Origin of the sequence: Desulfopila sp. IMCC35006 (assembly GCF_005116645.1) — a bacterium.
Lineage (GTDB): Bacteria > Desulfobacterota > Desulfobulbia > Desulfobulbales > Desulfocapsaceae > Desulforhopalus_A.
In genome coordinates this window covers 164529-177342 of sequence record NZ_SWCM01000001.1, presented here as the reverse complement: position 1 = coordinate 177342, position 12814 = coordinate 164529, and the positions used below count along the sequence as shown (strand labels likewise).

Sequence of the window (12814 nt, the reverse complement as noted above, 5' to 3'; positions counted from 1 at the left end):
CAATGAAAAAAAATGTTTTCGTATCGATTGTTGCATGGCTGTTGCTCTTAGCGAACCTGGCCCTGGCTGACGATGGCAACGACTTGCTGGCACAATGCAGTCTCGCAGTAAATATAATGGATGGGAAGAAAATGACAGCCGACATGCAAGGGAGTATTGACGCTGGGAATTCAATGTATTGTTTCGGGTTGCTGCAAGGAATAATCAGTCTCAATAAATTATACGAGGTATCTCTTCGCAACAAGGCTCTTTTCTGCACTCCAAATTCAGACATAACTAACGGAGAGGCTGCAAGAGTTGTTGTCAAATATTTGGATGAACATCCTGAGGTGCTGCACGAACCAGATTTTGCTGTTGTCATAAATGCCTTAGTAAAAGCTTATCCTTGTAAGTAAAATCGGCATCGATGTATCAATAACCTGAATTTCTCACGAATAAATGGGGCACGATACTTTTTCTTTACGCTTCTTTATCTATGCGATTCAATCCTTCGATATCCGGACTTGCATTTCTCAATCAAAAACGTTGGAAAAGGCAAGCAGATCGGATAAACCTATCCTGATGTGCGATACAGATCGTTGATCTATATAATTTAAAAAGCAACCGGTTTACACCGATTCGACTCCTGCAGATTTTTACGTGTCTGTGAGGCTATTATCTTTATGAGAAAATATCAAATAATCGGTACGCTGAACCATTTTTTTTGTGATTCAGAAACATACTCTCTCGAAAACAGGATCTTTAATTTGGTGATGTTTCTGGTATTGGTTGCTGCGATCATTACAACGACATACTGCATTATCCTTCATGACCATATTATCTTGACCGCCAGTTCCGTTACAGTGGTGTTCCTCTCCATTATTGCCCTCCTGTACTCAAATAAAACGGGGAAATATCAGATGCTGGTTAAGCCAGTTATACTCTATTTCTTTGTGCTCATGATTGTTACCTGGATAGCTAACGATGGGACGAGGGGGGCGACTCCCTATTTTATTTTCATTTTGATGACGATCGGGATTCTCTTGTTAAAGAAGCCTTTTCCCGTATTCGTTGTGATTATTTTTACCACCCTCGCTGGACTGATGGGGATCGATTACTTTTATCCATCTATTCTGATTGGATACGAAACTAAAACACAGCAGTTTCTTGACATAGCTGTCTCTCTTTTTGTGTGCCTGTTTTTTAACAGCCTGATAATCTATGTCGTCTTTCGGGAATATCTCCGGGAGCGAAGATTGAAGGACAAGCTGCTTGTGCAGACGATCAGAGACAAGGAGGAGCTGGAGCGTGCACATAAAGAGATTAAAATATTGAAAGGCATCATACCGGTCTGTGCTGGCTGTAAAAAGATCCGGGATAAAAAGGGAGACTGGAATCGAATGGAGGACTATCTCAATGAAAACTCAGAGGCTAAACTGACCCATGGGATCTGCCCTGATTGTTTCACACTGTTATATCCTGACTTGTAGATGGAAATTCTGGATTGAAGTAATAAGTGCAATAACATAGGTTGAAATCTAAAGCTCGCTTCAGCCGGCTGAACTAAAGAAATGTTTCCAGATCCTTTTCCCTGGGGGAAAGGGAAGGCTTCGCAGCAGGAGAGTCTCGCAACTGCAGAAGCACCATTGTTTTTCATGTCTCGAGGGTGTCAACAGCCGCTAATTGCGGGAAAAGCCGTATCCATACGAGCACCACGATAATTGTGCCGATGCCACCCAGCAGCACGGCAGGAACTGGGCCGAATAAGGCTGCGGTCACACCTGATTCGAATTCACCGAGTTGGTTCGATGTGCCGATGAACATGGAATTGACGGCACTGACCCTTCCCCTCATTTCATCGGGAGTTTTGAGCTGCACCAAAGATTGTCGAATGACAACGCTGATGACATCCGATGCTCCCAGGATAACGAGCATTGCAAAAGAGAGCAGAAACGAGGTAGAGACAGCAAAGAGAATTGTTGCTGCACCGAAGACAGCAACGGCCCGAAACATGGTTATGCCGACGCGGTGGCGAAGAGGGCGACGGGCCAGGAATATCGACATCGTCAGGGCGCCAACAGCGGGGGCGGAACGTAACAGGCCGAGCCCCCATGGGCCGGTGGCCAGAATATCCCGGGCATAAATGGGCAGCAAGGCAGTTGCCCCGCCAAGCAGGACGGCAAAGAGATCCAGGGAGATTGCGCCGAGAACCTCCCTGCGACTTCGGATAAACGAAATACCCGCCAATACGGACCTGAGAGTGACAGGTTCATGCTTCAACGGTTGACGTTCGATCCTTAGCAAGGTCATACACAGGCCGGCTGAAAGGAAGGCCGTCCCGGTCAGCATATATACAGCGGTTGGTCCCGCGGTATATAAAAACCCGCCGACAGCCGGACCGATAATTGTAGCGGTCTGCATGGCAGATGCTGACCAGGCTGCAGCCTGGGGAAAGATATTTGCCGGGACCAGTCTCGGCAGTAATGCATGCAGAGTGGGGCCTTCAAAGGCGCGAGCGGCACCGATTATAAAGATCATCAAAAGTATGCTCTCTTTGCTTTGCCAGCCGGAAAAACTTGCCAGGGCCAAAACACCAGTGGCAATCGCTTCGATAACCTGGCAGGTGCGAGCTATATTCCGCCGATCATATTGATCGGCAACCTGACCGACGACGAGGGTTAGTAGAAACATCGGTAAAAACTGCGCAAGCCCGACGAGGCCGAGATACATGGCGCTGCCGGTAATTGCATAAATTTGCCAGCCCACGGCTACGCCAAGCATCTGGAATGCCATATAGGTGATGGCACGAGCGCATAAATAAAACATGAAAGGCCGGTGCAGCAAAACCGATTGTGAAGGAGTTGATCTCATTTTCCCCTATTGATAATGCGTGTCTGCAACGTTATGCAACACATGTGTTTACCCTCGACACGTTGCAGGGCTGCTCAATATGCCTTACACCAAACAGGCGGTTAGAAGGCGTTGGCCCGCAGCAGCCCCTCTCGTACGGCATGTACAAAAAGATAAAATTCCTCAGTTTTCTGCTTCCGGCCAGCAAAGCCCGGAGAGTGGAAGAACCGCCGGCGCAATCCTCGTGATATCTCCAGTTGCAGGCCGGCACCAGATACACAACGGTTACAAATATTCGCCGGCGAAGTTCCCTGTAAGCGAGGGTTATCGTGTTTTGCCGTATGGAACCCTGCCTCCTGGAGAAAAAAGTCGATATGTGGCCAAAGGGTTTCGTCTTGACCACCAAAGTAGACCGCCAGGTCATCGCCTCGTTCACCATGAAATGCGATGGCCTTGCTGCTTGATTTGAGCAGTCTTAGTGCTCGCGGTTCATCGAAATTTGTACTGGTAATATGCAACTCTCCGTTGCCCTTTGCCTTAATCCCTTCAAAGAGGTAGCAGGACAGGTCCTGATCTGCGATCGACGTTACTAACTCAGAAGTGCCGGGTTCAATCCCACCGGCATGGGGGCCAAAGATCAGAATATTGGAACCTCGATCCCAGGACCGGATCTGGTAGTCCCGGCCTTCCTGCTCTCGTGAGGCAAGTTGCTGGTAATTAATGTATTTATCCATTATCTGGTATGTTCTGAAAAGAGCTGCATCCCCTACACAGGTCAGAGAATAATTTATCGCTTTTGGTCGTAATTCAGCAGCGCTGAGATTTATGTAAGAGGTCGAGTATACACTTTCTCCATGATGAACCAAAAACTTTATCAGGGAGGTTGCATGCTCTATCTTCAAAAGGGGAATTTTCAAAAGGTGGTACGGTGGATGGCAGGGGCCTGGATGTCTGCTAATCAGGCAACCGTTTTGGGACTCTGTTTTGTTGTCCTGACTGCCTTCGGTTTTTATGTTGGCCTCACGTATGGTAAATACCAATGGCTGCTGCTTCTGGTTCCGGTTTTTCTGGTCCTGCGTATGGCTATGAATGCACTGGACGGGATGCTTGCCCGTGAATACGACACAGGCAGTGTCGCCGGTGAATTATTCAATGAAGGACTGGATATCGTTGGCGATACGATCTGTTATGGTTGCTTGTTTTTTATCCCGAATCCTCCGCACCTTTCTCTTACGCTTTTTCTCATTTTGGCATGGATGGCAGAATATGTCGGGGTGTTGGGGAAAGGGCTGCCTGGCGGGGTTCGCCGGCATGAAACCTTTCTGGGAGGCAAGCCGGATCGAGCAGTCTGGATGGGTGGACTGGCGCTGTTGTTATATTTCTTTCCATCACGAGTTGAAGATATTGCTGCCTATCTGATAATTGTCTCATTTTTCGTATTTTTGACCAGCATAGTTCGCGTCCGAAAGATCTTGATCGCATCGGAGGATGAATCCTATGAGTCGTATACTTGGATAGGTAAATAATATGAAACCGTTACACATGGTATTGTTATCTGCATTAATCGGGCTGTCTGCAGGTATGCTGTATAAAGACGGGGATGTCAGCATGCTTGCTTTAATGGGTGTAATTGTTGGCCTGTTGCTCTTTTTCTCCATAGTATGGCGGGTGATGCAGTGGCGAGAGTCTTTAATGGCCGAAGAAATACGTGATCGCACCCTGACCTGGTGGTGGATGGTTGCTGTCTTTCTGCTGGCGCTGTCAACTCATAAAATAGTGTCGTTTGTTTTCCTTGGATTTCTCTGCTTTGCAGCTCTTCGAGAATATTTTTCCATGCTGTCTATGGCCGATACCAACGACAAGGCGGAACTCGCGTTTGCCGACAGGTTGCCCGTCTTTTTCTGTTATGCCGCAATCCCGGTAGTAATATTTGTCTGCTATATTGAATGGTATAATTTATTCGTTATTTTGATTCCAGTGTATCTTTTTCTTTTAATGCCTATCCTTTTGATCCTTCAAAACAGGGCTAAAGGGACCATGAAGTCGCTAGGGGTGTTAAGCTTAGGGCTCATGTTTTTTGTGCACAATCTCGGGCACTGTCTTTTCATGATAAACATGGGTGCAATTGTGCTTCTTTTTTGTTTCACGCTCACTGAAGTAAGAGATCTTCTCTCATTTTGGGTTGGCAAGGGATTGGCAGTGCTAGCTGAAAAAATGGCAGACAGTCAAGTTAAACGCGGGCTTGAACTTCGCATTGCCCCTGATGTAAGCCCGAAGAAAACCTGGTCGGCTGGGATTTTGTCAGCGCTCATTATTGCCGCATTAGCACTTTTATTTGTTCCAATATTACCGGTATTCCCTGATGGAAAAATAACATACTCGTATTGCGCGTTTGTTGGATTTTCAATTGGGATCTTAGGGCTGTTTGGTGATCTTGCCTTTTCTATGGTCAAACGAGATGCCGGAGTGAAAGATTCCGGTACTGCGTTACCGGGCCATGGCGGCATCATCGACAGGGTTGACAGTTTAGTTTTTACAATCCCTGTTACTTTTCATCTCATATATTGGTCTTATTTCTAATGGTTAGCATAATTTTTCATGCAGTAGGAAGATTCTTTTTGACAATTGTTTTTGGTGTATCACCGGTGAAACAGGTAGACGATGAGCAATGTATCATTGTTGCGAATCACAATACGCATCTGGATACGTTAGTGCTCTTGCGCCTTTTCCCTTTGCGTAGATTGCACAAGGTAAAGATTGTTGCGGCAAAGGATTATTTTTCAAAAGGATGTATTGGCTTTCTCGGTCGATTGTTCTTAAATTTGATCCTGGTGGATCGAGGTTCTGGGAAAGTCGACGAGGCGCTGCAGCCTCTTCGGCAAGCGTTGCAGGATGGCTGTTCGATTATAATTTTCCCGGAAGGCACACGCGGAAAACCTGGTGTTCTGGCGCGATTTAAAACGGGTGTAGGTGTTTTAGCGATGGAGTTTCCGGAGATACCGGTTTATCCGGTTCTTTTAAGAGGTATCGAAAAGACACTGCCTCGTGGGCGATTTGTCCCCATACCTTTTAACATTGGTATCTCCTGCACGTCGCCGGAATATGGCAAAGACTACCTGGCAGAACAGGGTTCAGGGGGGAGGAAAAAGCTGGTCGCGGCCCTGGAGGAAAAAGTGCTGGGATTATCCAGATTGTGAGATCGACAACAACTTTAGAAAAAACAATACCAAGGTAAAAAAGAGGTGAGCGTCGCAATTTTCCTGTCTATTTTGCCTCAAGGAAGACCTTCGGGCCTTTTTCTGCGAGCACCTTGTATCTTTCAAGGATTGCAGAACGGGTACTGAGAAAATCTTCCTGGTTATGAATGTGAATATATCTCCAATTCGGTGCGTCACCCTCGAGCTGGTCAATGCCAAGACTGTCTAAAAAGGGGATGTCATCGTTGTCATATTCATGAATGTTGAGCTTTAACAAAGGCTTGCCATCGATTTTTATCCTGCTGGCGGTCATAAACATGTTCTTGTCTCCGTGTTCGTTACAGGTCTTATTGCCACATTATCCTGTGCAATATATATCGACCATCGACCACGAGCCAGGAAACAAGGTCTGCTACTTTAAAAGAAAAAAATGGTGGGGTAGCGGTACAATACAGCGTCAAGATCGCCATGGAAGTGGCTGGTGACAATCGTCGTTTCGTCGACAATATTACCTTGCGAATCACGAGGCACCGGACACATGATTGTTCCTCATCATCACCACAACATAAAAAAATGAATAAGACTATTCGCTTCCTGCTCTCTCTGTCTGTCTTGATGATCTGCCTGTCTGGTGTACATGTCTCGGCAGCAGCGGCGCAAAAAGATCGCTTCTTCCTCATGGGCAGCGGCGTACTGCATCTGGAAAATCTGCGCAACAATCGAGATGCGAGAGTCGAACTGCTGACCGGAGACGGCCAGATCAACGAAAGTGCCCTGGAAACGGTTGACCGGGTGTTCGGTTTTCCCACCGTTGCCAAGGGCGAACATATTTCTCCGCGGCTGCTTTTTATGCTCAGCTATTTTGCCGATCTTGTCGCTCCGGGAAAAACGATTTACATCGAGTCCGCCTACCGCAGTCCCGAATACAACGAGCAGATCCGTAAAAAGGGGGCCAATGCGGCGAGAACCAGCACCCATATGGATGGTATGGCGCTTGATTTCCGGATCGACGGGGTGGATGGCAAAATGCTATGGGAAACGATTCGGGCGATGGACTGCTGCGGGGTAGGGCATTATGGTGGCAGGACCATTCATCTCGATGACGGCCGACCGCGTTTCTGGGAAGCGGCCACTTCCGGCACCAGGACCACCAAACCGGATTATAATCAAAATATCTACCTGAGCACCCTTTATGATCGCTATCCCCCAAACGAGAACCTCAGGCTGTCGTTGTCAGGAATCAGCACCTTGGCTTTTGGCGTGCGCAATACTGCTGAGCTTTTCCAGGCAGGCAATCCGACACCGACCGGGATCCGGCTTCCATTGCGCACCGGTATTGAGGATGCTCCATGTCTGCAGTTCAACAACCGTAAGGACACCCGCTTTCTCTTCACTTCGCTGCCGGCGACTCTGCAGGCCGGCCGCTACCAGGTTCAGCTGGAATTCTGTCAAAAGCCTTTTCCGCAGATGCCCGATCGACTGATTTCGCGGGAGATTGAGGTCTTCCGCTGAAGTGGGGGATGCCTCAACATTGTCCACCTCAACCCTGCTGAGCTCCCATTGCCGGCCATTTATAGCTACGTTTCCTGTATCCTTTGCCGCAGAGCTGTTTTACCTTCCGTCTTGTCCTGCGTAAATTACATCTTCATATTCAGAGAGAGCGGCTTGCGATAGCTGGTGATGAATGTGCAGGCGGCTTCGATCTGCGGCATGCCCGCAGTGAGTGTCTGCCCCGTCAAGCTTTGGAGAAAGATTTCCTCGTTGTGGGGGATTGCGGCAATGATCCGTTGTGACTCGAGATTGCTGGTCATTATCTCACGCACATTGTCGTCGACTTTGTTGAGGATGAAATAGGTTTGGACGCCTGCCCCCTCAGCAATCTGCCGAGCGCGATCGGCCATCTGGATCGATTCGTAGTTTGGATCAACAACGCATAGTACCAGGTCACAGCTCTTGTCGATCTGTCGGCCAAAATGTTCCAACCCTGCTTCGGCGTCGATAAGCACGATTTCATTTTCTTTTTCCTGCAGACGTGAGAGCACAGCCTTGGAAATGCCGCCGATCATGCAGGCGCAGCCTTCGCCGAATTCCTTGATTTTGCCGACCACCAGAAGCTTGATGCCGTCTGCCTCGGTCACACATTCGGCCGGCAGGTTATCAAAGGTCATAACCTGTTTGAAAAAATCATCCTCATGCTGATGGTCAGAAGCCTGTTTAAGTTTTTCCCGCGTACCTATTCGCCCGCCCATGGCATCCATCATGATCTCGGGTTGATGTATGCCGAGGAGTCGATGAAGACAGAGGTTTGATTCATCAGCGTCGACCACCAGCACCTTTTTGCCGATTCCGGCCAGTGCCCTGGCGAGAAGGACGGTAAGGGTGCTTTTGCCACACCCGCCTTTGCCACAAATCATGATTTTCATGTCAATTGTCCTGCTTTTGGGTTTTCGGATTGTCGTAAATAGCGCTCTGATGTACTGTTTGTGCTGTGCTTTATTTGACCATGATACTGGTGATATGCCAAGCGAGAAACCGGCGCAGGGTATTTTGAATCTTTATCGCAACCCTCGGGGAATAAGGTGCTTATAATCGCATCAGCGTAAAATCTGGTTAGTTTCCATCCGGAAAAGGCCTTCTCCCTGACTCGTCGTTGTTGGCAGAATTTAATCTTCGGAAAATCGACTATATGACAGCGGTTATATGTATCAAACGCCCAGGTTGAGAACAAAATGACTCGTTTTATGATGGAAAACAAGTTAAATGATATTGACCTCTTCCTCTAATTCAATGCCAAATTTGGTAGCAATTATATCTTTTATGTATTTTTGAAAGTCCCTGATTTCTTCGCCTTTGGCGTTGCCGTAGTTAACGATGACCAAAGCATGATTAACATGGATGCCGGTGTTGCCCACTTTTTTCCCTTTCAATCCCGCTTGTTCTATCAGCCAAGCAGCGGATATTTTCACTTTATTATCGCATGATCTGTAACCAGTAATATTCGGATACTGTTCTTTTAAAGTTATAAATTTATCACTGTGTATTGCTGGGTTTTTGAAAAAACTGCCTGCATTGCCTGTTATTTTATAGTCAGGTAATTTTGATCTTCTGACTTCGGAAACAATTTTACATATATCCTTTATAGATAAATTATTTTTATCAAGTTTGTTTATCGGGTCGAGTAAATCATGATATGAGATATTTAAAACGGGGTTTTTGCTTAAAATTAGAGTTACCTTTGTAATTACGAAATTATTCTTAAAAGCGGATTTAAAAATACTATTCCTGTAACCGAAGTTGCAGTCTTTTTTCTGGAATATCTTTTCCTCTAAATTGTCAAGAGTAATTCCTTCCAATGAATTAAAAACATTTTGTAATTCCTGCCCGTAAGCTCCTATATTTTGAATAGGTGCTGCGCCGACGGTCCCTGGGATGAGAGAAAGATTTTCAATCCCACCAAAATTTCTTTCAACACAAAAGAGAACTAAATCGTGCCAGATGACTCCGGCGGAGGCTTCAATTACAACTTCATCTTCGTTTTCTGCAATAATTTTAATGTCATTTGAAATTTTTTTAATGACTAAGCCGTCAAAATATTTGGTGAAAAGAATATTACTGCCGCCCCCGAGAATGAGCTTCTTTTTCCTTTTAAAGAAAGAATCGGTAAGAAGTTGCTTTAACTCGGTACATGAATGAACTTCGACAAAATACTTTGCTGAAGTTTCGATTCCGAAGGTGTTATATTTTTTTAATGAAAAATTTTCACGGATTGTAATATTCAATTCTTGTGCACGCAGTTGGTAGAATTACTTCAGATGATTTCCGTTTGCATCTGATATGGCATAATTCCTGCCCCTTGAGCTGCTTTCTGTTCAGCAGTCGTAAAAGAGGCCTGATCTTTCGCCAGAGAAGAATAATCAGGCCGAATGGAAGAGGGGAGTTTAAATTGAAATTTCGTTGGTGAGAAAGTTAATTGCTTCTCTGTCGGTCAAACCATATTCTGCAGAGAGGAGAAGTCCGGTTTTTTTATCGGCGAACCACCATCTACGGCAGGTTTTGTCTATAAAGAGTGACAGCCGATTTGTAATGGCAATGAGGCCTTGCTTCTTTGCCAGTTTGCTGACAGCTTTTCCCTGTTGCTTAAAATCTTTTTCAGTGTGTACACATAGGGTTGTCAATTTTTTTTCCATACGAACCTCCATGTCTGATTTTAAAAGTTTGCAAGCTATGTTTGGAAGCAGTTGTAGCTCCGTCGGGCGATCCTCCAATTGTCCCATTTCAATCGTCAACAAAATCTACCTTATTTCCCCTGATGTTCAGTTCGTTTCCCGGGACACCTAAACCCATCCATTCCGACAGGCTGAGTTTGAGGGGCAATCATAAAAATCCATAGTTCCCTGCTTATCAGATATACTGATGCGGGAGGGAGTAAACAGGCATGTTCCAGAAGAGTGACTCTGGAAGAATATGACTTGCGTCATCATGGCGGTTACTTGGCGTCTTTAAAGAGAACCCGACGTATAATCTCCAGCAGTCTTTTTTCATTTTCTCCTAAGTTTTTATCACTGTCCGCCATGCGCTCTGCAATGGCATACACTTTTTTCCTGTCCTCATCTGTTGTCAGCATTTTTTTTAGCGAAGTTAATGCATTACGGGGAACACTACTCAAAATCTTCGTCTGTTCCTTCACTATCTGCTTGTATTTTTCAGGGGATATTTCGCTTAATCTCCTGCTGCTTTGAATAATGTCTTCAGCTGCCTGAAATTCTCTGATATCAAGATTTTTTCCTGCTCCGGCAATTGCCACCATGACGCGAATACTCGCTTCGACAAAACCACCTTTGTCTGCATCTTTTCGCAATTCGGCCTTTTCCCTGCTGTTCCTGCTTAATTGTTCTTCATCCGGTTTCAGCTCCTTTCCTGCTGCCTGGTCTCCGACACCAAAAACATTTTCCATCCACGGCGTTGCGTAAAGTGATTTAAAGAGCATTTCCTGCGATATATCACGCATCTCTTTAACATAGTCCAGACTTCGTTTTATAGAGTCGGAATACATTTCTTCCAGTTGTACAAATGGGTTATTGGATTTAACTGTTTGGCGCTCTGCAGCCACCTGTTCCGCCATCCATTTGAGAGGCCAGCACAAAGGATTTGCATCAGACACCATGTAACGCTGCATTCGAAGAGGATGTAGCTGTCGCAACCATTCAGAAGCCGGTTCATTGATGGCTGCCCGTATCCAAGGTCTGACAAGCATACGGTAAGCCACATCATTGAACCTGGATATGGTGTTTACGGCCACAAAGGGGTCCTCGTCCTCCTGGCCATCATCGAATTGTAGAATATCCTCCATCTTCCTTTCTTCAAATCGAACATCATAATCATTCAGGTCGGGCGTACCGGCAACATCATCAATCACCATTTCATAAAGCCCGGGAGCGAGATAGTCTATCCACCCCATACTTCCAAGAATCTGATGATGTTCCTTTTTTGCTACACTGCTTGAAACAAATATACCAAGATGTCCCACGTTTTTATGAACCATATAGATGATGACCTGGCCGCAGCGTTTTATCTCGTCAGTGGTACCATACACCTTGTAGATCCAGTTCAGAGCCTGTGGCGGTGGAGTAATGTTGTCGCCTGCTGACGCAAAGGCAAAAATAGGGGCCCTGAAATTTTTTAAATTAATGATGCGGCCGTCGTCCAGTTTCAACTGCCCTTTTTCCAGTTCGTTGCCAACAAAGAGGCTGTTGACAATAAAATGGATCTCCTCTGTATTCATTTTGAAAAAACCACCCCACCATTTCTCAAAATCGAGAAATCTTTTTTCCTCCGTATCGATATGGGAAAACAGATGGTAGTATTTTGTCCAGTAGGTATTGGCCGGGTTAAGGTCCTCAAACCCTGCAACCAGGTTGGCTCCATCAAACTTGTCGTGACCCAGGTCAGACCAGAGGGAGGTCATCCAGATGCCTCCGGTCAAACCACCTTTGTATCGCATAGGATTGGCCCCATCGACCCCACCCCAATAGGAAAGAGGTGATCCGTTGAAAACCAGAGGGCCAGTCAGCTCAGGGCGATCAGCTCCAATCAGCGCCGTCGCCCATCCTGCCTGACAATTCCCTATCACTGCAGGTTTAGGGGCATCCGGGTGTCTTTTTACAACCTCCTCCAAAAAACGAATTTCTGCGTTATGGACGCGACTGATGGTCTGTCCAGGCTCCGGATCTGTTGAAAAAGAAATAAAATAAACAGGATGTCCATAGTCCAGCGCGATCCCGATCTGCGAGGCCATTTTTGAACCGCCAATGCCGGGGCCGTGTCCCGCACGGGGATCAATTACAACAATAGGCCGGGCCGGAAAACCATCCTTGTCTATGGTTTTGCCTCTGTAGGTCTGCCGCCTGTCCCGGCTCTGTTTATCATCCTGTCTTACGCTTTTTCGTCTGTCCAGTATTCGTCGGTCCAATATGTGCACGAGTGAGTAATTTACTGGATGTTCAAAGAGCCGGCCATCCATGATTTCCTCATAATCAAATAACAGTAAGGGAGGTTGTCCTTTCTCCAGGTGCGTCAGATAGCTATTTCCTCTTTTACGCAATATATCCCAGAACAACACCGTACGCTGTGTTCGATCAACCATATAATCATAAGCCTGCGATCCGGAGAATATATCGAAATTCCAAGTTGGCTCAGATTGCAATCTTTCCATCACCTAGCCTCTTCTTTAAATAGAGATAAGAGTAAAGGAAATCATTAAGAATGATTGCCTTTTTAAGCGGTAAAAC

Annotated in this window: 14 protein-coding genes; 6 read left to right on the top strand and 8 right to left on the bottom strand. The window is 46.1% G+C overall.

The features are described from left to right. Positions 1-2 precede the first annotated feature (2 nt). Together FCL47_RS00780 and FCL47_RS00775 are read left to right on the top strand one after the other, a co-directional pair. The gene (locus tag FCL47_RS00780; RefSeq protein ID WP_136811549.1) at positions 3-395 is read left to right on the top strand and encodes a Rap1a/Tai family immunity protein; all 393 of its coding nucleotides are present in this window, start codon (positions 3-5) and stop codon (positions 393-395) included. A gap of 357 nt (positions 396-752) precedes the next feature. Then, entirely contained in the window at positions 753-1469 is a 717-nt protein-coding gene (locus tag FCL47_RS00775) for a hypothetical protein (RefSeq protein WP_136811548.1), read from the top strand. Between the two features lie 163 nt (positions 1470-1632). Here the strand turns inward: FCL47_RS00775 and FCL47_RS00770 are convergent, their stop codons facing one another. Further along, positions 1633-2850: an MFS transporter gene (locus FCL47_RS00770; protein ID WP_136811547.1), complete on the bottom strand. Its 1218-nt coding sequence runs from the start codon at positions 2848-2850 to the stop codon at positions 1633-1635. 101 nt (positions 2851-2951) lie between these two features. Further along, complete coding sequence (locus FCL47_RS00765) at positions 2952-3563, bottom strand: poly-gamma-glutamate hydrolase family protein (RefSeq protein WP_136811546.1); 612 nt, start codon at positions 3561-3563, stop codon at positions 2952-2954. Positions 3564-3716: 153 nt separating this feature from the next. Here FCL47_RS00765 and FCL47_RS00760 point away from each other — a divergent pair, with 153 nt between their 5' ends. Genes FCL47_RS00760 through FCL47_RS00750 form a run of 3 tightly spaced genes read left to right on the top strand, consistent with a single transcriptional unit; the run spans position 3717 to position 6026 of the window. After that, complete coding sequence (locus FCL47_RS00760) at positions 3717-4355, top strand: CDP-alcohol phosphatidyltransferase family protein (protein WP_167496309.1); 639 nt, start codon at positions 3717-3719, stop codon at positions 4353-4355. Between the two features lies 1 nt (position 4356). Continuing rightward, positions 4357-5409, top strand: a complete 1053-nt coding sequence (locus FCL47_RS00755) for a phosphatidate cytidylyltransferase (RefSeq protein WP_136811543.1) — start codon at positions 4357-4359, stop codon at positions 5407-5409. A 38-nt stretch (positions 5410-5447) separates the two neighbouring features. Beyond that, a complete protein-coding gene (locus FCL47_RS00750) occupies positions 5448-6026 on the top strand; it encodes a lysophospholipid acyltransferase family protein (RefSeq protein ID WP_167496308.1) in 579 nt (192 codons plus the stop codon). A 67-nt stretch (positions 6027-6093) separates the two neighbouring features. On the opposite strand, the gene FCL47_RS00745 is transcribed toward FCL47_RS00750, so the two are convergent. Both FCL47_RS00745 and FCL47_RS25275 read right to left on the bottom strand, forming a co-directional pair. Beyond that, the gene (locus FCL47_RS00745; RefSeq protein ID WP_136811539.1) at positions 6094-6345 is read right to left on the bottom strand and encodes a hypothetical protein; all 252 of its coding nucleotides are present in this window, start codon (positions 6343-6345) and stop codon (positions 6094-6096) included. Positions 6346-6443: 98 nt separating this feature from the next. After that, entirely contained in the window at positions 6444-6566 is a 123-nt protein-coding gene (locus tag FCL47_RS25275) for a hypothetical protein (RefSeq protein ID WP_255580629.1), read from the bottom strand. A gap of 33 nt (positions 6567-6599) precedes the next feature. On the opposite strand from FCL47_RS25275, the gene FCL47_RS00740 reads away from it, so the two are divergent. Then, complete coding sequence (locus tag FCL47_RS00740) at positions 6600-7538, top strand: DUF882 domain-containing protein (RefSeq protein ID WP_167496307.1); 939 nt, start codon at positions 6600-6602, stop codon at positions 7536-7538. A 125-nt stretch (positions 7539-7663) separates the two neighbouring features. Here the strand turns inward: FCL47_RS00740 and FCL47_RS00735 are convergent, their stop codons facing one another. From FCL47_RS00735 to FCL47_RS00720, 4 genes are all read right to left on the bottom strand, one after another. Beyond that, positions 7664-8449, bottom strand: coding sequence for a P-loop NTPase (locus FCL47_RS00735; RefSeq protein WP_136811535.1), 786 nt, complete (start codon positions 8447-8449; stop codon positions 7664-7666). A 333-nt stretch (positions 8450-8782) separates the two neighbouring features. Further along, positions 8783-9805: a UDP-N-acetylmuramate dehydrogenase gene (murB, locus tag FCL47_RS00730; RefSeq protein ID WP_205747164.1), complete on the bottom strand. Its 1023-nt coding sequence runs from the start codon at positions 9803-9805 to the stop codon at positions 8783-8785. Positions 9806-9964: 159 nt separating this feature from the next. Beyond that, a complete protein-coding gene (locus tag FCL47_RS00725) occupies positions 9965-10312 on the bottom strand; it encodes a hypothetical protein (RefSeq protein WP_136811533.1) in 348 nt (115 codons plus the stop codon). 200 nt (positions 10313-10512) lie between these two features. After that, positions 10513-12738, bottom strand: a complete 2226-nt coding sequence (locus tag FCL47_RS00720) for a DUF3141 domain-containing protein (RefSeq protein ID WP_136811531.1) — start codon at positions 12736-12738, stop codon at positions 10513-10515. Between the last annotated feature and the right edge of the window lie 76 nt (positions 12739-12814).